Genomic DNA, 22,389 nt, shown 5'->3' with positions numbered 1-22,389 from the left:
ATAGAATAGCGTCGTGTAAGCGTTATTCGCCGCGGGCGGAGGCTTTCGTCGCGGCTTCTGCCGGCGCGTCGGCCAGCGTCATCCATTCGTCGCGGTGAATCACTTCGATCCGGGCCACCTCGAACCGGTTCCGGACGTCATCCGTGCCGAGGCCGGCGGCGGCGACCAATTGCCAAGCCGCGTAGTTGGTCACGCCGCGGCCGATCACGCGGCCTTCCGCGTCCACCACCTCGACGACGTCTCCGGGATGAAACTCGCCTTCGGCGCTGACGACGCCGGCGGGCAGCAGGCTTTTGCCTCCGGCGGTCAACGCGCGGACGGCGCCGTCGTCCACCGTGATGCGGCCTTTCGGGACCGAGTGGTAGCCGATCCACTGCTTTTTGACCGGCAGCGTATGGGCTTCGGTGTCGAAATACGTACCTTTGCCGCTGCCGTTCACCGCCGCGAGCAGATCGCCCGGTTCCTCGACGCGGCCGACGAACACCTGCACGCCTCCGCGCATGCCGATGCGGGCCGCCTCGATTTTGGAGCGCATGCCGCCCGTGCCGACCGCACTGCCGGCGCCGCCCGCGATCTGCAGCAGCTCGCCGGTAATCGCGCCGACGCGCGGAATTTTGCGCGCGTCCGGATTGCGCCGGGGATCGTCGGTGTACAAGCCGTCCGTATCGGTGATGATGATCAGCCGGTCCGCCTTGACGAGATTGGCGACCAGCGCCGACAGCGTATCGTTGTCGCCGAACTTGAGCTCGTCGACGGAGACGGTGTCGTTCTCGTTGATGATCGGCAGCACGCCGTGGGCGAGCAGCTCTTCGATCGCCATCTGCGCGTTGCCCATCCGCTTGCGGCTGGTGAAGTCGTAACGGGTGAGCAATATTTGCGCGCCCACTTTGGAGTAGCCGGCCAGCGCTTCGTTGTAGCATTGCATGAGCAGGCCTTGCCCGACGGCAGCCGCAGCCTGCTTCTGCGCGAGCGCCTTCGGCCTGGAGGCGTAGCCGATCGCGCGGAATCCCGCCGCGACGGCGCCGGAAGTGACAAGCAGCACTTGGGCTCCCGTATCCATCAGGCGCGCGAGCTCGCCCGCGTAAAACGAGATGCGGTCCCGGTTCAGGCCGCCCTCGGAGGAGGTGAGGGAGCTGCTGCCGATTTTCACGACCAGACGTTGCATGGGAAAACCATCCTTTCCTCGTAAAACCCAACAAAAAAAGCCTCCGTCCGAACAAAGGACGAAAGCTGCGCTTCCGCGGTACCACCTTCATTGACAGCGCAGGCCGGAGGTCGTCTCCAGGCGCGGCCATCCCGCTTTATTCCCTGATAACAGCAGGGGCTGTCCGGCTCGTCGCCGGCCGTTCGGGGGCGGGTTCGGCAGGGGATCGGCGGCAAATTCTCTCAGCCAACGGAATCTGCTCTCTGAGACGCGTCCGGTCTGCTTACTGTTCCCTTCAACACGTTTGCTCGTTTATTAGATAAGCATATCACGGAGTCTTGCCGTTGTAAAGGAAGGAAGAGGCCGTCAGGCCAAGCGCCGCAGGAGATTCCGGCTGTCCGGCGCGTACGTCCCGTCGCGTCCCGCGCCCCAGCCTCGGGAGCCCGCACGCGCCGCCCCAGTCGCCCCGGTCGTCCGGCTGGAGATGCGGATCGGCCAATCATGGGAGCGGCTGCGCTGGCGGGCCCGGTCGATCCGGAAGCGACCGGGCCGCGCGAGCGGCGTTTCGATCGCGGACATCGCCGGCTGCTTCCGTCTGTTCTCAGACCGTTCGCACGAGGCAGCCCGAATGGCGTTTCGATCGCGAACAGCGTCGGCTGTTCTCCTCTGCCCTCAGCCCGTCCCCGTTAAGAATATTTTTTATCATTAACAGCCGGAACTTCGCGTCCGTGATGCGTTTTAGCGATACGAAATATCGTTAACCTGCCAATTTCCCGGCTCGTCCGGCCAATTTTTCGGTATTTGCGATATTTTATATCGTTATCCGACTTTGACCAAGGCGGGCGGCGGCCTTTAACGATATTTTATATCGTAAGCCGATGGGGCGGGGAGAGAGAGCGAGCCGGTCTATCGAATCCCGCTACCGCAAGGGGGAGCGAGTCATGCCCAGTCGAATCCGCCATCATGCGAAGGCTCCGGAACCGCCGGACCGGGATCGTCCCGGCCCCGTCGGGTTGCCATTCTACTCGGCCGGAACCTCGCTCATAAGCGCGAGCGTGTTGTCTTCCGAATCGTTGAAAAACGTCATCCACGTCGCGACGCCGTTCAGTTCCGCGATCTTGTGCGGCTTGCCCGCAAAGGCGACGCCCCGCGCGGACAGCCGCTCCTGCGCTTCGTGAATGTCGTCGACGGTGAGATACAGCACCGACCCGGGGTGGTCGAACTGCGGCGACTCCGGCGCCGACAAGATCAGCCGCACGCCTCCGCAGGCAACTAACGCCAGCTTGCTCTCCTGATACAGCAGGGGGAGTCCCAGCATGTCCCGGTAAAAAGCCGCAGCCCGCGCGACGTCGCGGACGCGGACCGACACCTGCCCCAGACCGCGTACGAGCGGCGAAACCGTTTCGTTCATCGTCCGATCGCTCCTTCATCCATAAAAGGTGTACCCGTCTCCGATTGTACCGGTCCGCCGCACGCCTCCGCTTGTCCATTCTCACAAAACCGGCGGTAAGCCGTCGGAGAGCAGCCGACCCGCTGATTGAACCGCTTGTTGAAGGAGGAAACCTCCTCAAATCCGAGTGACAGAGCGATGTCCGTCACCGTGCGGTCCGTGTGGCGCAACCAGCGTTTGGCCTGGTCGATCCGCCTGTCGACCAGATGCCGGTACGGCGTGGTGCCGTACATCGCCCGGTACGCCGTCAGCAAATGGTTGACGGACAGGCAGGCGAGGCGGGCCAGTCCTTCCAGCGTCACCTGGCGGTCGTAACAGGCTTCGACGTATTCGTAAGCGACGGCGGCGCGCTTCATCAGCTCCTCTCGCGTGGAGGCGCGAAGGGCGGGAATTCTCGCCGCCTCCCGGCGTACTTTTGCCTGATCGGTCAGCAGGATGCGCATCAATTCGTGAAAATGCGCTTCCGCCCGCATGCCGTCCGCTTCGCCGTCCAAGTCCAGGCGGCGGATCGCGCCGAGGGCGGAAGCGAGCTCCGGGCTCGGGACATACGTCCGCTGCACGAACTCCACGCTCGCCGTCTGCCCCGCGCCGGGGTCCTCCAGCAGCCGGTCGGGGCGCGTCGAGAGCTCCTTCAGCACCCGCTCGGCGAACCCTCGCTTGAAAAACACGCAGAACGAACTGACCGGCTCGTCGGCGTCGATGGAGACGGAGTACGTCTCATGTTCGTTCAGCAGCAGGTACCGTCCGCCTTCCACGCCGTAATAACCGCGTCCGGCGCGGTAAAAGGCTCTTCCTCCGCTGAAGGTTTTGATCGACAGCGGGCCGACGCCTTCCCATTCGTGGAAACGGCTGCGGGCCTTCAGAATGAAGTTCCGTTCGAACAAAGGATACCGGGAAGCGGGAGGACGGAGGCCGCGAGACATGCCGCTTTACCCGAACAGATTCAGCTTGCCGATTCTCGCGACCGCTTCGCGCAGCCGATCCTCGTCGCTGAGCAGGCCGAGGCGCACGTAGCCCTCGCCGTTCTCGCCGAAGCCGATGCCCGGAGCGACGACGACGTCGGCGCGGTTCAGCAAGAGATCGGCGAATTCCGCCGAACGGTAGCCTTTGGGAACGGGCAGCCAGGCGAAAAACGATCCGCGCGACGGCTCGGCCTGCCAGCCGATCTCGTTCAGCGCGCCGAACAGCGCATCGCGGCGCGAGCGGTAGCGGGCGACCAGCTCCCCGACATCGTCCTGCGGCCCGAGCAGCGCTTCCGCAGCCGCTTCCTGGATGCCGCCGAACAGGCTGCAGTAATAATGATCCTGGATCAGGTTGATCATTTCGATCAATTCGGCATTGCCGAGCGCGAAGCCGACGCGCCAGCCGGCCATGTTGTACGTTTTGGACAGCGTATAGAACTCGATGCCCACTTCCTTCGCGCCCGGCGTCTGCAGGAAGCTGATCGGCTTGCCCTCGAAGCCGATCGCGCCGTAGGCGAAGTCGCTGGCGACGGCGATGCCATGTTTCGCCGCGAACGCAACCGTGTCCTCGTAGAAGGACGCGGACGCGACGGCCGCCGTCGGGTTGTTCGGGTAATTGACGAACATCAGCTTGGCGCGGTTGACCGCTTCCGCCGGGATCGAGCCGTAGTCGGGCAGGAAACCTCCCGAAGCCGTCAGCGGCATCATCACCATCTCGGCGCCGGAGAGGGCGATGCCCGACCAGTAATCCGGATAACCCGGATCGGGCACGAGGCAGACGTCGTCCGGATTCAGCAGGCATTGGGCGATCTCCACGATGCCGGTTTTGCCGCCGAACAGGATGGCGACCTCGCGCTCGGGGTCCAGCTTGACGCCGTAATCGAGCTCGTAGCGCTTGGCGACCGCTTCCTTCAGGAACGGAAAGCCGCTGAAGGGCGGATATTTATGATACTTCGGCTCGCCTGCCGCCTCCCGCAGCTTCTTCACGATCCGTTCCGGCGTCGGCCGGTCGGGATTGCCCTGGCCCAGATTGATGACGTCCCGGCCTTCCGCGATCGCTTGGTTCGCTTTGCGGACGAGCTGGGAGAAAAATTGCGTCGGCAGCCGCTTGAGACGGTCCGCCGGTTGAAACGTTCGGGTCTTCACTCGCGTTCACTCCATCGTATATAGAAGTCGGATTGATTCCGTTCGTCGGGTCACGATTAATGTAGCACGAACGCGGGATCTCATCAATGACCGTTTAGCGGCCTGCGCCGCGTGCGGAAGAGCGGAAGGCGGAAATTCCCCGCGGAATAAACAGAATTCGGCTCTGCAGGAACGCAAGCGACCGGAGACATAGGCCCGATCGTTGCGGAACCGTCCGATTTTGACGGCGACATCATGTGGCCAACCCGGCCGGAAAAAGCGCCGGACGCCGCGTTACCGCGCTTCCGCCCGAAACAGCAAAACTTCATAGGTGGCGGGAATGCCGGCTTCACTTGCATAACGCGTCTCGTATTCGGCGAACATGCGGGCGAACAGCTTCCGGCTGCTTAAACCGCCCGAGGCGGTCGCTTCCGTGGCGCTTGCGCCGACGGCCTTGACGGAGCGGAGAAAGGCGGCGACGGAAGAATGCCGCTCCGTATAAAGCCGCCGCTCGTGCCGAATGCTTGCGAAGCCGGCTTCCGCCAGCAGCCGGCGCCACTGCTCCGCGCTGCGGAACGACAGGCCGTGCCGCTGGGGGGGCAGACCGAACGACTCGTAGGCGGCCGCGAACGAGGCGTGCAGCTCGGCGAACGTCTGCGGACCAAACGTCGCAAAAGCAAGCTGTCCGCCTGCCGCGAGCAGCCGGCGCAGCTCGCGAATCGTCCGGCCGGGGTCCGCGAGCCATTGAAAACAGGCGCTGGACGCGATCAGGTCGAAGGAGGACGCGGCCGCTCCGGGCGCCCACGTCTCGACATCGGCAAGCAGGAAGCGAACGCGCTCCGCCGAACGCGCGGAACCGGCAGCCGATATGCGCCGCCGCGCCGTCTCAAGCATCGCGGGGGCGAGATCGAGGGCTGTCAGTGCGGCATCCGGGAGGAGGCTCAGCAGCCGTGCGGTCAAAAAACCCGTGCCGCAGCCGATTTCCAGCACGCGTGCGGGAGAGGGCGAAGCGCCGTCCGGCCGGGAGCCGGGCGGCTTGCGCGACGATTTCGCGACGAGTGACGCCAGCCGTTCGGCCATCATGCGCTGGACGTTGGCATGGTCGTCGTACGCGCTAGAGGCGCTTCGGTCGAATTGTTTCCGGATGAACTCGCGTCTCGGATTCAAGCTTCCAACTCCTTATTCCAACTCCTTATCGCTTCGGCGATTTCCTTCTCGCGGCGCAGGAACGGAACATGGCCGCAGGCTTCGGCTGCGATCAGGCTCGCGCGCGGCATAAGCCGCGCCAATTCCAGCGCCGCTCCGTAAGGACAGATCGTGTCGCGGGTGCCGTGAATCAGCAGCGCCGGGCAGCCGATCGAGGGCAGGAGCGGACGGCAATCCTCGGTTCGCAGCAACTGCAGGCCGGCCGCAAGCGCATCCGCCGTCCAGACTCCCGTCGGTGCAGCCGCCAACAGCGCCGACTCGCAACCGGCTTCCCGCTCCTCGTCGGTGAACAGTCCGCGGCGGAAGTCCTCCAGCACCCGCTCGCGGTCTTTGCCCAATCGGGCGAGCATCTTCCGCAGGTACGGGTCGGGCCAGCCGAGGCCGGATTGCTCCTTCGGACGGACGAAGCAGGCCGTCGCGGCCATAAGCACGAGCCCGTCGGCCAATCCCTCGGCCGCCAGCCGAAGCGCCAGCAGCGCGCCGAGCGACCAGCCGGCGATCAGAAGCGGCGCTTCGCCGTCCTTGTCCGAGCGCAGCGCCCGGGCGGCGGCCCGGGCCGTGCCGACGATCGCCTCCGGCGAATCCGCCGCGCTGTAGTCGGCGCCGGCATGGCGGTACATCGGCAGCGCCGCGCGCAGCGGATCGAAGACCGCGTCCGGCATGCTCCAGCCGGTCAGCCACAGCACCGTCGTGCGCCGATGGATGCCTTCGCTCATCCGGTCAGCACCCCCAGCCGCCGGCCGATGTCCCGGATACGGGCCGCCGCATCGGCCAGCTCCTCTCCGGTGTGAGCCGCCGAGAGCGAGAAGCGCAGGCGCGCCGTGCCGTCCGGCACGGTTGGCGGCCGGATAGCCACGGCCGCGATGCCTTCGGCTTCCAGCGCCTCGCTGAAGCGCAGCGCCGCGGCGTTGTCGCCGACGATGACCGGCACGATCGGCGAGTCCCCTTCGCCGACGGCGAAGCCGGCCTCTCGCAGGTCGGCGCGGAAGCGCGCCGACGATTCGGCGAGCCGCTTGCGCATGTGCGCGCCTTCCGTCTGCACGAGCATCAGCGACCGCAGCAGGCCGGCCGCCAACGCCGGCGGCAGCGCGGTCGAATAGATGAACGGCCGCGCCTTGTTGGTCAGCCAGCGAATCAGCGTCGGGCTGCCGGAGACGTAGGCGCCGTATAAGCCAAACGCCTTGCTGAAGGTTCCGATGTGCACATCGACGTCGGCCTGTACGCCGAGCGCGTGGCACAAGCCTTCGCCGCGCGGGCCGAACACGCCGCCGCTATGCGCTTCGTCGACCATCAGCATCGCGCCGTATTCGCGCTTCAGTTGCACCAGCTCGCGCAGCGGCGCGGCGTCGCCGTCCATCGAGAACACCGCGTCGGTGACGATCAGCTTGCGCCGCGCCTGCTTGTGCTTGTCCAACAGCCGCCGCAGATGCGCCATGTCGTTATGGCGGTAGCGGGCGTGCTCGGCCCGGCTCAGCGCGATGCCGTCGACGATGCTGGCGTGGTTCAGCCTGTCGCTGAAGACGACGTCGCCGCGCCCGACCAGCGCGCTGATGACGCCGCAGTTGGCCATGTAGCCGTTCGCAAACACAAGCGCCGCGCCGCTCCGTTGCCAGGCGGCGAGCGCTTCCTCCAGCTCGCGGTACGGCGTCCGGCTCCCGGTGACCAGGCGCGAGGCGCCCGAGCCCGCGCCGCAGCCCGCCGCAAGCGCCTCCCGTATCGCTTCGGCGATCGCGGGATGCTGCGACAAGCCCAGGTAATCGTTCGAAGACAGATTCAGCAGGATGCGCCCTCCGCGCCGCACATAACCGGGGCGGCCGGGGACAGCGTCGGTGTCGCGGAGCGTCCGCTCCCGCGCTTCGCTTGCGAGGGCGCGAAGTTCTTCTTCCATCCATATCATCTCAGGCATCGCCGCCTCCGTCGCGGGCGCGCGTCCCGCATGTTCCGGCGGCGTGCCGGGAAACCGCTGCGATCATCGCCGCTTCACTCCCCCTGATTCATGTGGCCGATGCGCACATGCGTTTTATGTAAAAGCAAGCGTTTTTAAAAGGTACGGAATATCCAACGCCTCGCGGGCGATGCCCGCAAGCTGCGCGGGCTTCGGCTCGCCGCGGAGGGGCGGGAATCTTCCCACGATCCGGAGTCCGCCGTAGCGGGCGATCATCCCGGCGTTGGACGCTGCGCTCGGGTCCGGGTCCGGGCGATCCCCAAGCCCGCCGCCTTGCGCCGCATGATCGTCCGGTCCGGCGCCTTCCGCCGGAGAGCAGCCGGGCGCGCCGTCGTTAAGCACGACGCCCGCGACCGGAACGCCGCGCTGACGGAGCATCTCGGCGGTGAGCAGCGTATGATTGATCGTGCCGAGCCCGGAGCGGGCGACGATCAGCGCCGGCGTGCCGAGCTCCGCGATCCAGTCCGCCACGAGCGCGTCCTCCGTCAGCGGTACGGCGACGCCACCCGCGCCTTCGATCAGCAGCGCCTCGTAGCGGGCCATCAGCGGCTCGCCGGCCGCGCGAAGCGCTTGCGTCGTCAACCGCACGCCTTCGGCCGACGCGGCGAGCACAGGCGTCAGCGGCGCGCCGAACGTATACGGCGCGACGGCCTCGGGCCGCTCGTCGATGCCGCTGCCGCGCAGCAACCGCTCCGCGTCAGTGCGTCCGCTGCCGAGCGGCTCGCCGGATTGCACCGGCTTCCAGACGCCGACGCCGGCGCCGGCCTCCCGCAGCGCCGCCGCGATGGCGGCGGTGATAACCGTTTTGCCGACGCCCGTGTCGGTGCCGGTAACGAACAGGCCGCGAACGCCGCTCATCCGTCCCACCCGCCTTCGGTCACATCGCGGATCGCCTGGGCGAGAATGTCCGTCATCTCATCCAGCTCCGTCTCCGTGCTCGCCAGCGGCGGGATGAAGACACAGACGTTGCCGAGCGGCCGCGTCAGCATGCCCAGCTCCCGCGCGCGTTGCGAGGCGCGTACGCCGATGCGCTCCGCCCAGTCGTAAGGCTCTTTCGTCGCCTTGTTCCGGACCAGCTCGATGCCGACGATCAGCCCCTTCTGGCGGATATCGCCGACATGCGGCCAATCGGCCAGCGGGGCCAGCTTGCGCGCTACCAGCGCGGCCTTCGCCTCGACGCTTTCGACGAGGCGGCGTTCCTCCATCAGCTTCAGGCTGGCGAGCGCGACGGCGCAGCCGAGCGGGTTGCCGGTATAGGAGTGGCCGTGGAAAAACGTCTTCCGCTCCTCGTAATCGGCGTAGAACGCATCGTAAATCTCGTCGGTGGCGAGTGTGGCGGCCACGGGCAGATACCCGCCGGTCAGCCCTTTGCCGACGACCATCAGGTCGGGCGACACGTCCTCGTGATTGCAGGCGAACATCCGTCCCGTACGGCCGAACCCGGTCGCCACCTCGTCGGCGATCAGCAGGACGTCGTACTGGCGGCACAGCGCGGCGATCTCGCGCAGGCAGCCTTCCGGCATCACGACGATGCCGCTGGCGCCCTGCACGATCGGCTCCACGATCAGCGCGGCGATCTCGCCGGCCTTCGCCTCGAGCAGCTTGCGCAGCTCGGAGAGCGTCGTCTCCACCGCCCCTTCCGCGCCGCCCGGGTGGCGGTACGGGAAGGGGTAGGGAACCGTATGCGACGGGAACAGCAGCGGCCGGAACACCTCGTGATAGAGCGGAATCGCGCCGACGCTGACTGCGCCGATCGTATCGCCGTGATACGCTTCGTTCATCGTAATAAACGAGCGCTTCCCGATTTGTCCCCGGTTGTGCCAATACTGAAAAGCCATCTTCAGCGCGATCTCGACGCCGGTCGCGCCCGAGTCGGAGTAAAACACCTTGTTCAGCCCTTCGGGGGCGATAGCGGCAAGCTTGGCGGCAAGCTCGACGGCCGGCACGTTCGCCATGCCGAGCAGCGTCGAGTGGGCGACGCGGCCGAGCTGGGCGACGATCGCTTCGTTGAGCTCCGGCACGTTATGGCCGTGCACATTGAGCCACACCGACGAGAAGCCGTCATAGTAGCCGCGTCCCTGCACGTCGTACAGCTTGACGCCTTCGCCTCTCTCGATAATAAGCGGATCGGAGTTGTTGTAGTCTTTCATCTGGGTAAAAGGATGCCATAAAAAGGCTTTGTCCATGGCGGCGAGCTGCTGATACGTCGTAGCCAACCCTGTTCACTCCCCGTTTTTAACCGTTCGATTGTCAACTTTTCATGAATCATTAAGGTTGACAATTCAACGATCATTCTAGCAGAGGCAATCATAACCTGTAAAGGAAACGGGAGCGGGGATCGGAAGGGCGGGGGGACGAAACCGCTTGGCAACCGGCCGACAAACGATTTATAATGATTGAATTCCATTATCGCGAAAAAAGGTGAGAAACATGTCGCAATCGGCTTGGAATATCGCGCTGCTGCAAATGGACGTGAAGATCGGCGAACCGGAACGCAACGTCGAAACGGTTCGGCGCATGGCGCGCGAGGCGATGGAGGGATCGGAGCGGCCCGACGTGCTGGTTATTCCGGAGATGTGGAATACGGGGTACGCGCTTGACCGCATTCACGAGCTGGCCGACCCGGAAGGGCGGACGCTGAGGGAGCTGCTGTCGGGACTGGCCAAAACGTACGGCGTCCATATCGTCGGCGGCTCGATCGCGGAGAAGCGGACGGGCGGCGTGTACAATACGATCTATGCGTTCGACCGCGAGGGCAGGGAGGTGGCCGATTACTCCAAAATCCATTTGTTCCGGCTGATGGATGAGGAGAAATACCTGCAGAGCGGAGACAAGCCGGGAACGCTGGAGCTCGACGGCGTGCCGGCGGCCATGATGATCTGCTACGACATCCGCTTTCCGGAGCTGGCCCGCAAGCTGGCGCTGGGCGGCGCGCGCGTGCTGTTCCTGCCGGCCGAATGGCCGCATCCGCGATTGCACCATTGGCGCACGCTGCAGATGGCGAGAGCGATCGAGAATCAAATGTACGTCGTCTCCTGCAACCGCGTCGGCGTCAGCGGCGGCACGGCGTTTTTCGGCCATTCGATGATCGTCGACCCGTGGGGCGAGATCGTCGCCGAGGGCGGGGAGCAGGAATGCATCGTCCGCGGCCGGATCGACCTCGGCCTGGTCGAGGACGTGCGCGGACGCATCCCGGTGTTCGAAGACCGGCGGCCGTCGCTGTATTAAGCTCTCGCGCCGGGACTGAGCACGTCCCGCACCGTGGCGATAAACGCCCGGGCGGCCTTGGACAAGTACCGGCCGTGCTTGTACGCCACGACAATCTGCCGCGAAGGCTTGCCTGCGAGCGGCAGAATCGTCGGGGCGAAGCGGCTCCATTCGGCGCGCGCGATCATGGACGGAACGAAAGCGATGCCCATGCCGGTCGCGACAAGCGACTGGACCGTCTCGATGTTGCTGGACTCGAACACGATCCGGGGCTCGAATCCGGCTTTGCGGCACAGCTCCAGCGAGATGTGGCGGAAGCCCTGGCCTTTCTTCAGCACGATAAACGGCTCGTGCTCCAGTTCCTCCACCGCGATCTCGCGGCCGGTGGAGACTTCGGCGGCCAGACGGTGGCCGGGCGGAACGGCGAGCACGATGTTTTCCTCGAAGACGGGTTCGAAGTCCAGCGTGGCGTCCAGCAGAGGAAGCGTCAACAGCGAGATCTCCGTCTGGCCCGCAAGCGTCAATTGCTCCAGCCGGGCGGTCGATTCCTCCACAAGCGTGACGTCGATCTCGGGATACCGGGAACGGTAGGCCGGCAGGACCAGAGGCAATATATGCGCGCCCGTGATGGGAAGGCTGCCGACGGTCAGCCGGCCTTTGCGCATTTGGGCGATGTCGTCCATTTCCTTGTGAAGCTGGTCGACGAGATCGAGAATTTTTTGCGCTTTTTCCACGAACACCGCGCCCGCGTGGGTCAGCTCCACCGAGTTGGTGCTCCGCTGGAACAGCAGCACGCCGATTTCCTTCTCCAGCTTGGACAACTGCTGGCTGAGCGACGGCTGGGCGATATGAAGCTTTTCGGCGGCCCGGGAGAAGTTTTTCTCCTGGGCGATCTGAACGGTGTACAGCAATTGTCGAAGTTCCAACACGCATCTCTCCTCGGGAAGCGGAATTTTGGACGAACGCTTCGAAGTAGTTCAAGGGCGGCGGCGGGCGGCCCTCTTATAGTCTGTACCTATCGTGTTTATAGATATTATATCTTGGATCAATGAAGATGAACATGGTAGGATGAGGGTAAAGACAGAGACGCACTTATTCATCTCATGGGGTGAGAACGATGGCTAAGCCAAGAACGATTATCGAGAAGATTTGGGACAATCACGTCATCCATTCGGAAGAAGGCAAACCGAGCATCATTTATATCGACCTGCACCTCGTGCACGAGGTGACGAGCCCTCAGGCGTTCGAGGGCTTGCGTATGGCCGGCCGCAAAGTTCGCCGTCCGGATCTGACGTTCGCGACGATGGACCATAACGTGCCGACGAAAGACCGCTTCAACATCACGGACCCGATCTCCAAGCAGCAGATCGACACGCTGGCCAAAAACTGCGCCGACTTCGGCATCACGCTGTTCGACCTGAACCACATCGACCAGGGCGTCGTGCACGTCATGGGACCGGAAGTCGGCCTGACGCATCCGGGCAAAACGATCGTGTGCGGCGACAGCCACACCTCGACGCACGGCGCGTTCGGCGCGCTGGCGTTCGGCATCGGCACGAGCGAAGTCGAACACGTCCTGGCTACGCAATGTCTGCAGCAAGCGAAACCGAAGACGATGGAAGTGCGCATCAAAGGCAAGCTGAATCCGGGCGTCACGGCGAAAGACCTGATCCTCGGCGTCATCGCCAAATACGGCACCGACTTCGCGACGGGTTACGTCATCGAATACACGGGCGAAGCGATCCGCAACCTGTCGATGGAAGAACGCATGACCGTCTGCAACATGTCCATCGAAGCGGGCGCGCGCGCCGGCCTGATCGCGCCGGATGAGAAAACGTTCGAATATTTGCGCGGACGCGACTACGTGCCGAAAGGCGCGGAATTCGACAAGGCCGTCGAAGAGTGGAAGCAGCTCGTGACCGACGAAGGCGCGACGTACGACCGCGTCGTCGAATTCGACGCGGACACCCTGATTCCGCAAGTCACCTGGGGAACGAGCCCGGGCATGGGCACGGACATTACGTCCTGCGTGCCGGACCCGAACGACTTCCCGACGGAAAACGAGCGCAAAGCCGCCCAGAAAGCGCTGGAATACATGGGCCTGAAGCCGGGCACGCCGATGACGGAAATTCCGATCGACTACGTGTTCATCGGCTCCTGCACGAACGGGCGGATCGAAGACCTGCGCGCCGCCGCCGCCGTCGCCCAAGGCTACAAGGTCGCGCCGAACGTCACGGCGATCGTCGTGCCGGGCTCCGGACGCGTCAAAGCGCAAGCGGAGAAAGAAGGACTGGACAAAATTTTCATCGAAGCCGGATTCGAATGGCGCGACGCGGGCTGCTCGATGTGCCTCGCGATGAACCCGGACGTGCTGAAACCCGGACAACGCTGCGCCTCGACGTCCAACCGGAACTTCGAAGGCCGTCAGGGCCGCGACGGACGCACGCACCTCGTCTCTCCGGCGATGGCCGCCGCCGCCGCCATCAAGGGGCATTTCACCGACGTGCGCTTCTGGGATTTCAAAGTCAAGCAGGAAGCTTAACAGACTGCGTGAGAAGGAGATAGAGACATGGAGCCTTTTAAAACCCACACCGGCTTGGTCGCACCGGTCGACCGCGTAAACGTCGATACCGACGCCATCATTCCCAAGCAATTTCTGAAACGGATCGAGCGCTCGGGCTTCGGCCAGTTCCTGTTCTACGAATGGCGATTCAATTCCAAAGGCGAAGTCATTCCCGAGTTCAGCCTGAACCAGCCGCGCTATCAAGGCGCGTCCGTGCTGATCTCGCGCGCCAACTTCGGCTGCGGCTCCTCCCGCGAGCATGCGCCGTGGGCGATTCAGGACTACGGCTTCCGCGTCATCATCGCGCCGTCCTTCGCGGATATTTTCTACAACAACTGCTTCAAGAACGGCATCCTGCCGATCAAGCTGAGCGAAGAGCAGGTCGAAGAGCTGTTCCAGCGCACGGCCGCCAACGAAGGCTATAAGCTGACGGTCGATCTGGAAAACAAAACGATCACCGACGACCTCGGCCTGAACATCTCGTTCGATCTGGACGAACACCGCCGCCAGTTCCTGCTGCTCGGCCTCGATGATATCGGGCTGACGCTGCAGCACGAAGACAAAATCGCCGCTTACGAGGCAAAAAGAGCCGCCCGCTAAACGGAGGGCGAATACGGCCGTCCGGAGCCCGTTCCGATAGGAGCGGGCAACCGGGCGGCTTTTTTGCGGTGCGGCCCGGGATGAATACCGCCGGCGCTGCACATTCCCCGGGCAGGCGAAAAGTTCCGGCAACCGACAACCTGCGCCGGTCCGTAGCGGGAAACGGCGAATTTCATGCCAAAAACTCGCAACTTTTTGGCGAATTTTGCGTCTATATCCATGCATAAGCAGACAAGCCCTCCCGGCGGCCCGGAATCGGAGAGGGCTTGTTCTCCGGGGCGCGAAGCCCGGCCGGACTATTTTGGTGACGAGGTGACGTATGAGAAAGTGGTGTGTGGCTTTATTGGTTTTAGCGGCAGCATGGTTATCGCATCCGGCCGACACGGAAGCGGCTTACGCCGTCAGCACAGACGTCAAACTGTTCGTTAACGGGCAACGGCTGAACCCCGAAGTTCCGCCGATCATCGTCGACGGCAGCACGCTCGCTCCCGTTCGGGCGATCGCCGAACATCTGGGAGCGGAAGTGAAGTGGGACCCGAACGAGAGGCGCGTGGACGTCCGGATGCCGAACAAGGTGGTCACGATGCACGTCGACCGCAAGACGGTCACGGTCGACGGATCGCAGGTACAGTTGGAAGTTCCGCCGATGATCAAGGACGGTTCGACGATGGTGCCCGTCCGTTTCGTAGCGGAACGTTTCGGCATGCTGGTGCTGTGGGACGACTGGACGCGGACGGTATCGCTTGTCGCCAAGGCAAGTCCGACGCCGACGCCCGCCGCGACGCCAAATCCGAGCGCAACGCCCAAGCCGTCTGCGACCCCATCGCCGACCGCGACTCCGAAGCCGAGCGCAACGCCCAAACCGTCGGGCAAGCCGTCGGCTGCGCCGACGCCCGCGGTCCAGCCGGAAGGGGTATACGCGATTGAGGCGGCGGGGGACAAGCTGGAGATCAAGTCCGGCAGCGGCAAGCTGGAGCCGAACGTATTTTACCTGTCGAATCCTTCGCGGGTTGTGATCGATCTGCCCGGCAGCCGGCTGGCTTCGGAAGTGAACGGCCGGACGGCGGGGGCAAGCGGCGAGATCGAACCGAAATCCGACTGGATCGGCAAAATCCGTTATTCCCAGTACACGAAGGACCAAGTAAGAATCGTGCTGGATCTCAAGGCTTCGAACGCCCGGCTGCGGGAGGAAGCGAGAGAAGCGAACCGGGCCGTCTTCTCTTTGTTCGCTCCCCGGTATAAAGTCGTGATCGACGCGGGCCACGGCGGCAAGGACCCGGGAGCGTCCTCGCCGAATCTCGGCCTCCAGGAGAAGGAATTTAATTTGGCTGTGGCGAATAAAGTTCAGAGTCTGCTTGCGGCAGACAAAAACATCGAAGTCGTGATGACGCGCGACGGAGATACATATCCGACGCTGGACGAACGCGTCGAGCTGGCCAACTCGATCCAAGCCGATTTGTTCGTATCGATCCATGCCAACAAGTACAACGGCAAAGTGCAAGGAACCGAGACTTATTATTACACGGACCAGAGCCTGAATTTCGCGAAAATCATGCACAAGCATCTGGTGGCGGCCACAGGCTTCGCCGACAGGGGCGTCCGCAAAAACAACTTCCGCGTCATCACTTATACGACCATGCCCTCCACGCTGCTGGAGGTCGGATATCTGGACAATCCGGACAACGAAGCGAAGCTGGCGGACGACGCGTTCCGCGGCCAGGTGGCTGCGGCTATCGTCGCCGGAATTCGGGAATATCTGGGTCTGAGCTAAGGAGGTACACGATGAACAAACGTATCGCCGCGATAGCGGCCGCCGCGATCGGGATCGCCGTGCTGGCGGGCTGCGGCGGGGGCAAGGCGGAACCGTCGGCGCAGCCGACCGCCAGCGTCAACGCCGGCGCGGGCGCGACGGTCTCTCCGCCGCCCTCCGCTGCGCCGACCGCCACGCCCGGGCTGGTGGCCGTGAAAGTCTACGATGGCGACGCCAACATCGAGAAGCTGGTGGAACGCACCGTCAACGTGCCGAAGGGCACGACGGCGGAACTTGTCAAGGCCGGGCTGGCCGCCATGGCGCAAAAACCCGAGAGCGGAGGGGTGCCGCTGGCGGCTGCCATCGAAGTCCGCTCGATCTCCCAGACGGGTTCCGTGCTCAAGCTGGACGTCGCCATCAAGGACGAGGGCCGGCTGGGCTCGGGCGGCGAACTGCTGCTGGTCGACGCGCTGAAGAAGTTGTTTTTCCAATTCTCCGACATCGACCAGGTGGAAATTACGGTCGGCGGAGAAAAAACGGACAGCTTGATGGGTCACGTAGAGCTTCCGTATCCGATGAAAAGAACCGATTGATCATCGTAAACAGAAGGCGACACGCCGAGAGGAGAAATCAGGTTGAAACGGAACCTTCTACTGGCAAAACGCGTCACGGGAATCGTAACCGTGACGACTCTTTTATGGGGACAAGCCGCGTTCGCGCAAGTGACCGTCCAAGAAGGGACGGCCGCGGCCGAAGCGGCCGTGGCGTCGAAATCCGGAGTGAAGGCCCTGCAGGCGCCGCGCAGCCGGTTTCCAGATGTGGGAGCGGATCATTGGGCGGTTAAGCATGTGGCCAAGCTTGCCATTCAGGATATCGTCCGCGGGGACGACCAGGGCCGGTACAACCCGGACAGCCCCGTCTCCCGCCAGGACGCGCTGATCATGATCGTGCGTTTGCTCGGCCTGGAAGACGAAGCGCTCGCCAACAAGCTCGAGGTCGTCATGCCGATCGAGGTTCGTCCCGACGCGAAGCCTTATGTGGTGCAGGCGCTCGACTCGAAGTGGATCGATTTGGGCCGGGAGACGAACATCGCGCTCGCCGAGAAAAGCAAGCCGTGGGGAGACCAGCCCGCTACCCGCGAATGGGTGTCCCGCGTCGTGATCCGCGCGCTGGGCAAAACGGCGGAAGCGGAAGCGGGTTCCGACGGTGCGGAATCGTTCGCCGACGCCGGAAGCATCGGCTCCGACTATATCGGCTACGTCTCCGAGGCGGTGAAGCTCGGCATCGTCACCGGCTTCGAAGACGGCACGTTCCGTCCCGCCGCCACGGTGACGCGCGCGCAGATGGCGGCTTTCCTCGGCCGCAGCGAGAAATATTTGGCCCAGCCGAACGCCAAGGTGCGCAAAGGGGTATTTGCCGGCTGGAAGGATACGCTGACGATGCGTGTATACGACGAGTCCGGCAGCCTGCAGGAGTGGCGGATCGGCCAGGAGCCGCAATTTTACGACGAGCAGGCCAATTCGGTATCGATCTCGACCTCGGATCTGCGGCCCGGCCATCCGGTGTACGCTCTCGTGGAAGACGGCGTCGCCTATTACGTCGAACGGCTGTCCGCCGAGCTGCAAACGAAGAAAACCGAAGGCAAGCTGGTGGAACTGGATCTGAATACGTTGAATATCAAATTGGCGACAGCGGACAACCAGCAGTTGACCATCCAGCTTGATCCGAACGTGATCGCGGTGAATACCGACGGAGCCGGCATGGACATCGCGCTGCTGCCGAAAGGAACCGTCGTCAGCCTGGAACAGGTCGTCGGCATTCCGGGAGCCAAGCCGTCCCGGCTCGTCGTGCTGCAGCTTCCGCTGAACAAAGATCTGAACGGAACGGTCGAAAACGTCAACCTGCAGGATCGCAAATTGTCGGTTCGGACAAGCTCCGGCGTCGAGACGTTCCCGCTGTCCGACACGGTGTCCATCTTCGCGAAGGGCAAGCCGCTGGAAGCCGAGCGTCTCGGCCAAGGCGACACGGTGGTTGTCGCCGTGCGCGACAGCGTCATCGAAAGCATCGACGTGCTGAAGCAGGTCGTCGAGATCGTGGAGACGGGCAAGCTGGTTCTCGGCGGCGACAAGCTGCTGACGGTCGAGCGCGCGGACGGCACCTACGGCACTTACGCCGTCGCCGACAACGTCAAAACGTATTACAACGGCGTGCAGCTTCGTTATACGGATCTGCTGGAGGGCGACCAGGTCCGGCTGGAAATCAGCGAAAACAAAATCAACAAAATCGAAATCATCAAACGGAACCTGACCGTCATCCGCCAGGTGACCATCCTGAGCTACAGCGACAAAGACAAAGTGCTCACCGTCAAACGCGCGGACGGCACGCCGGCCGCTTACGCCCTGACGGATTCGACCGTTCTGCAGTACAACGGCCAGACCATACCGCTCGCGCAGTTCGGCACGATCTTCGCCAACGGCAAACGCGTCGACCTGACGGTCAACGCCAGTGCCGTCATGCAGGTGAAGATGTCGACCGCCTACGAGGGCACGCTGTTCCGCTACGACTCGCAGACGCGCGAGATTACGCTGCAGGATGCGGCGGACGGGGAATACGTCACGTTTAAGCTGGCCGACTACGCATACGTGCGCATCCCGGGCAAAAGCTCGGGCAGCCTCTCCGATCTGCAGATCGGCGACGAAGTGCGCGTGCAGTTGAACGCGGCGCAGGATCGGGTCGATTCGGTAATCGTTCGCCGCGAGATCGTATACCGCGTGGCCGACTTGAAAAAACCGCTTTATGCCGGCGCGACGCCAAGCATCGTGGTGATGGAAGCGGGCAGCGGCGCGACGTCGACTTATCTGGTCGGCAGCTCGGTGAAAATCGAGCAGGCCGGGCGGACGGGACTGACGTTCGACAACCTGAAAACGAGGGAACCCGTGGCGCTCCGCTTCCTCGGCGATACGCTCGAATCCATCGTGATTCTCACGCCGGTCCGGGGCGAGGTGACGGCCGTCGACGCCGCAAGCGGCATCTTGTCGGTCCGTACGTCCGCCGGGGAAGTCAAGCAGGTGGAGATCAAGGGCACGACCCGGATTTACCGGTCCGGCTCGGTCCTGAACTCGCTGTCCCAATTGTCGCCGGGAGACCGGGTCGAAGCGACGCTCGATCCCGAAGGCAACGCCCATATGATCGTCTTCACGGCGGAATCGCGGACGGTTACGTCGTACGACCGCAACACCGGCGTGCTGAAGCTGGCCCGCAAGACGTTGTCCGATACGCAGACGGATTATGTGTTCCTGCCCGGTGCGCGCATCCACAAGGGCGGGGAGGAATATCATCCGAACTTCCTGATGCAGAACCAGTCGGTCAAAATTTACGTGTGGCGGGACGAAATTCTCGAATTGGAACGCACGTAACGCAAGCGGTTGAGGGGACCGGACGGCGCGGCGCCTTTTTTCCGGGCGGAAGCGCGCCGTCCGGTCTTTTTTTGTCGGAAACTGACTTGAAATGACGGCACGGCTCCGTTAAACTGAGGAGACGGGGAGGAGACGCGTCATGGTGACAAAAAAAGAAATGCGGCATATTCTCGATGTCATCGGCGGTATGTTTCCTGACGCCCATTGCGAGCTTCATCATTCGAATCCGTTCGAGCTGACGATCGCGGTGCTGTTGTCCGCTCAATGCACGGACGAGACGGTCAACAAGGTGACGCGAGATCTGTTCGTGAAATACCGTTCGCCGCATGATTACTTGTCGGTTCCGCTGGAGGAGCTGGAACAGGACATCCGGCGCATCGGGCTTTTCCGGAGCAAGGCGAGCAACATTCAGAAGCTGTGCCGAATGCTGATCGACGAATACGGCGGACAAGTTCCCCGGGAGCACTCGGAGCTGGTCAAGCTGCCCGGCGTGGGACGGAAGACGGCGAACGTCGTCGTCTCCAACGCGTTCGGCGTTCCTGCGATCGCGGTGGATACCCATGTCGAGCGCGTGTCGAAGCGGCTCGGCATCGCCGATCCCGACGACACGGTGCTGGAGGTCGAGCAGAAGCTTATGCGGCTCGTGCCCAAGGACGAGTGGACCATTACGCATCATCGGCTTATTTTTTTTGGCCGTTACCATTGCAAGGCGCAAAATCCGAATTGTCCCGCTTGTCCGCTGTTGGAGCGCTGCCGCGAAGGGCGGAAACGTATGAAAATGCCAAGAGCCAGGAAAACTAAGGAAAAAACGGGAGTGACCCTTCCGGCAGAGGAGTAGAACGAATGAAGTGTATTGCGGTCTATACGAGCGATTTCCAAGTGTTCTCCGACGTTTACGAGAAAGTGCTGGATCTTTCTCTCGCGGATGAAGAAGAAACGGAAGTGGACGGCGTGACGGTTAGCGCATCGGGGTCGGTGCCGGGTCAATATCTGGAACGCATGCGGGTGAAGCCGGACGTGGCGGTCATGCGGGTGAAAGGTCGCGACGTCACCATTCTTCAACATCGCGAGCTGTTCGAGATTCTTCTGCCGGAGGCGGAAGTCGCGGTGCTCTAATATCCGGGCCGTCGGCATTGGCATCAGACCAACGCAGGACGGGCCGGTTTTTTTGCGTTCGGGGAGGATGGAGAGAGAAATGACGACGAAGAGAGCCCCGGTTCAGGGGGCGTTGGAGCAAGCGTTGCGGACGATCGCCGAGCGCATGCGGGAAGCGGGGGACGCGGCCACGCCGGAGAAGCTTGCCCAGCTTGGGGACAAATGGCGGGACGACCGGCTGTGGGTGGCGTTTTGCGGTCATTTTTCGGCGGGCAAATCGACGCTGATCAACCGGTTGTGCGGACGGGAGCTGCTGCCTTCGAGCCCGATTCCGACCAGCGCCAACGTGGTGACCATATCGAACGGCGAGCCTCGCGCCCGGATCTGGCGGGAGTCGAACGGAGCGCCCGAGGACGTGCCGTTGGAGCAGTTGGAGGCTCACTGCCGGGACGGGGCGGCGGTTCGCTCCGTGGAGCTGACGGTGCCGCTGCCGGCGTTCGGGGACCGGATCGTGATGATGGATACGCCCGGCGTGGACTCGACCGACGACGCGCATCGTCTGGCGACGGAGTCGACGCTGCATCTGGCGGACGTCGTGTTTTACGTGATGGACTACAACCATGTGTTGTCCGAATCGAATCTCGTGTTCACGAAGCAGATGGCCGACTGGGGCAAGCCGGTCTACCTGGTCGTCAACATGATCGACAAGCATCGGGAGGAAGAAGTGCCGTTCGAGCGGTATCGCCGCGGCGTAGAGGAGACGTTCCGGGGATGGAACATCCCGTATGCGGATCTGCTGTTTCTGTCTCTGAAGGAGACGGGCCACGCCCGCCACGAAGGCGACAAGCTGCTGTGGACGCTGCGGGGGCTGCTGGAACGGAGCGAGGAGCTTCGTTGGGATGCGGCCGTCCGCTCGTTGCGGCAGTTGATCGCCGAGCATCTGCGCTGGCGGGAATCGCTGGCCGAAGGGGAGCGCGAAGCCTGGACGGAAGCGGCGTTCGGGGATTCCGCGGCCGGCAGCCGGACGTCGGACCCGGACGGCGAAACCCCGGAGGAGGGGCTGCCGGCTTATGCGGAAGCCCGCCGGCTCGTTGCCGAGGGCGAGCGGCCGTCTCCGGAGCTGTTGGCGGCAGCCGTCGACGAGCTGGTGAAGCGGCTGGCGGAATGGCGGAGTCAGGGCGCCGAAGCGGGCGGACGGGGCTCGGCCCTGCTCGAAGGCGTGAAGCGCGAGCTGGCGAAGCTGCTGGACAACGCCAACATCACGCCCGCAGGCACGCGCGAGCTGGCGCAAGCGTACCTGGAGAGCCGCCAGCCGAGCTTCAAGGCCGGATGGTTCGCGAGCGCGGCCAAGACGGAACGCGAGCGCGAGCGGCGGCTGACGGCGCTGCACGCCGACTTCGCCGAACAGGTGAAGGCCCAGCTCGTCTGGCACGTGCGCGAGCTGCTGCGAACCGCGTTCCGCGATGCGGGCGTGCCGGAGGCTGCGCTAAGCGAGCATCTCTCCGCGCTCGACTGGCTGCCCGATCCGGCGTGGCTCGCCGGGCAGGTGCACGCGGGAGCAGGCGCGTCCGGCGAGGCGACGCTGAACTTCGCGCGGCATCTGGCCGCCGAGACGAAGGCCGCGTACCGCAAGCGCGCGCTGAGCGCAGCGGAGTCGCTGGCGCAGCTCGCGGCCGATGCCGGCGCGGACGACGCCGACGCGCTCGCCGAGCGCGCGCGGGCGATGGAGCCGCGGCTGGAGGCGCTGCGCTGCCTGGCGCGGCAAGCGGCGGATCACGCGCGGTACGCCGAGGCGCTGCTGGCGCTTGCGCCGAAGCCGGCTGGCGCGCCCGCGCTGCCGAATCCGGCCGGCTACGTCCGGCCGGATTCGGCCCGCGCCGCGGCCGCGCTGGCCGCCGCGCGGGCGCAGCCGCGTCCGGCCGCCGC

The 22,389-nt window shown here is 63.9% G+C and carries 19 protein-coding genes; 9 read left to right on the top strand and 10 right to left on the bottom strand.

Going from position 1 to position 22,389, the window contains the following annotated elements; translation table 11 throughout:
* Positions 1-22: 22 nt before the first annotated feature.
* The 9 genes from proB to bioA form a co-directional block, all read right to left on the bottom strand.
* The gene (gene proB, locus FE781_RS01550) at positions 23-1,165 is read right to left on the bottom strand and encodes a glutamate 5-kinase (protein WP_138787885.1); all 1,143 of its coding nucleotides are present in this window, start codon (positions 1,163-1,165) and stop codon (positions 23-25) included.
* Positions 1,166-2,165: 1,000 nt separating this feature from the next.
* On the bottom strand, positions 2,166-2,555 hold the full coding sequence (locus FE781_RS01545) for a VOC family protein (RefSeq protein WP_138787884.1): 390 nt from the start codon (positions 2,553-2,555) through the stop codon (positions 2,166-2,168).
* A complete protein-coding gene (locus FE781_RS01540) occupies positions 2,552-3,517 on the bottom strand; it encodes a helix-turn-helix transcriptional regulator (RefSeq protein WP_138787883.1) in 966 nt (321 codons plus the stop codon). Before FE781_RS01540 ends, FE781_RS01545 begins: the two co-directional genes overlap by 4 nt.
* Positions 3,518-3,523: 6 nt before the next feature.
* Positions 3,524-4,702, bottom strand: a complete 1,179-nt coding sequence (locus FE781_RS01535; protein WP_138787882.1) for a pyridoxal phosphate-dependent aminotransferase — start codon at positions 4,700-4,702, stop codon at positions 3,524-3,526.
* A 273-nt stretch (positions 4,703-4,975) separates the two neighbouring features.
* Positions 4,976-5,848, bottom strand: coding sequence for a malonyl-ACP O-methyltransferase BioC (bioC, locus tag FE781_RS01530; protein WP_138787881.1), 873 nt, complete (start codon positions 5,846-5,848; stop codon positions 4,976-4,978).
* On the bottom strand, positions 5,845-6,603 hold the full coding sequence (locus FE781_RS01525) for an alpha/beta fold hydrolase (RefSeq protein WP_138787880.1): 759 nt from the start codon (positions 6,601-6,603) through the stop codon (positions 5,845-5,847). Before FE781_RS01525 ends, bioC begins: the two co-directional genes overlap by 4 nt.
* A complete protein-coding gene (bioF, locus tag FE781_RS01520) occupies positions 6,600-7,793 on the bottom strand; it encodes an 8-amino-7-oxononanoate synthase (protein WP_138787879.1) in 1,194 nt (397 codons plus the stop codon). The genes FE781_RS01525 and bioF overlap by 4 nt, the downstream gene beginning before the upstream one ends.
* Before the next feature lie 114 nt (positions 7,794-7,907).
* Positions 7,908-8,690 carry a dethiobiotin synthase gene (gene bioD, locus FE781_RS01515; RefSeq protein ID WP_138787878.1) on the bottom strand — a complete coding sequence of 261 codons (783 nt, stop codon included), beginning with the start codon at positions 8,688-8,690 and terminating at the stop codon, positions 7,908-7,910.
* A complete protein-coding gene (gene bioA / locus FE781_RS01510) occupies positions 8,687-10,018 on the bottom strand; it encodes an adenosylmethionine--8-amino-7-oxononanoate transaminase (protein ID WP_246068005.1) in 1,332 nt (443 codons plus the stop codon). The genes bioD and bioA overlap by 4 nt, the downstream gene beginning before the upstream one ends.
* 244 nt (positions 10,019-10,262) lie before the next feature.
* On the opposite strand from bioA, the gene FE781_RS01505 reads away from it, so the two are divergent.
* Positions 10,263-11,060, top strand: a complete 798-nt coding sequence (locus tag FE781_RS01505) for a carbon-nitrogen family hydrolase (protein ID WP_138787876.1) — start codon at positions 10,263-10,265, stop codon at positions 11,058-11,060.
* Here FE781_RS01505 and FE781_RS01500 read toward each other — a convergent pair.
* The gene (locus FE781_RS01500) at positions 11,057-11,965 is read right to left on the bottom strand and encodes a LysR family transcriptional regulator (protein ID WP_138787875.1); all 909 of its coding nucleotides are present in this window, start codon (positions 11,963-11,965) and stop codon (positions 11,057-11,059) included. The genes FE781_RS01505 and FE781_RS01500 overlap by 4 nt on opposite strands.
* Positions 11,966-12,156: 191 nt before the next feature.
* Between FE781_RS01500 and leuC the strand changes: the two genes are divergently transcribed.
* The 8 genes from leuC to FE781_RS01460 all read left to right on the top strand — a co-directional run.
* Positions 12,157-13,581, top strand: coding sequence for a 3-isopropylmalate dehydratase large subunit (gene leuC / locus FE781_RS01495; protein WP_138787874.1), 1,425 nt, complete (start codon positions 12,157-12,159; stop codon positions 13,579-13,581).
* A 27-nt stretch (positions 13,582-13,608) separates the two neighbouring features.
* Complete coding sequence (gene leuD, locus FE781_RS01490; protein WP_138787873.1) at positions 13,609-14,202, top strand: 3-isopropylmalate dehydratase small subunit; 594 nt, start codon at positions 13,609-13,611, stop codon at positions 14,200-14,202.
* A gap of 319 nt (positions 14,203-14,521) precedes the next feature.
* On the top strand, positions 14,522-15,973 hold the full coding sequence (locus tag FE781_RS01485; RefSeq protein WP_138787872.1) for an N-acetylmuramoyl-L-alanine amidase family protein: 1,452 nt from the start codon (positions 14,522-14,524) through the stop codon (positions 15,971-15,973).
* A gap of 11 nt (positions 15,974-15,984) precedes the next feature.
* Entirely contained in the window at positions 15,985-16,545 is a 561-nt protein-coding gene (locus FE781_RS01480; RefSeq protein WP_138787871.1) for a GerMN domain-containing protein, read from the top strand.
* A gap of 42 nt (positions 16,546-16,587) precedes the next feature.
* On the top strand, positions 16,588-19,368 hold the full coding sequence (locus FE781_RS01475) for an S-layer homology domain-containing protein (RefSeq protein WP_138787870.1): 2,781 nt from the start codon (positions 16,588-16,590) through the stop codon (positions 19,366-19,368).
* 139 nt (positions 19,369-19,507) lie between these two features.
* Positions 19,508-20,206, top strand: a complete 699-nt coding sequence (gene nth / locus FE781_RS01470; protein ID WP_138787869.1) for an endonuclease III — start codon at positions 19,508-19,510, stop codon at positions 20,204-20,206.
* Between the two features lie 5 nt (positions 20,207-20,211).
* Entirely contained in the window at positions 20,212-20,484 is a 273-nt protein-coding gene (locus FE781_RS01465) for an NAD/NADP transhydrogenase alpha subunit (RefSeq protein WP_138787868.1), read from the top strand.
* A gap of 79 nt (positions 20,485-20,563) precedes the next feature.
* Positions 20,564-22,389, top strand: a 1,826-nt coding sequence (locus FE781_RS01460; RefSeq protein WP_211346279.1) for a dynamin family protein, incomplete at its 3' end; no start/stop codon positions are given.

Origin of the sequence: Paenibacillus thermoaerophilus, from assembly GCF_005938195.1 — a bacterium.
In the GTDB taxonomy this organism is placed as follows: Bacteria; Bacillota; Bacilli; order Paenibacillales; family Reconciliibacillaceae; genus Paenibacillus_W; species Paenibacillus_W thermoaerophilus.
Note: the sequence above shows the minus strand (reverse complement) of the source record. Positions and strands in the feature narration are given on the sequence as shown.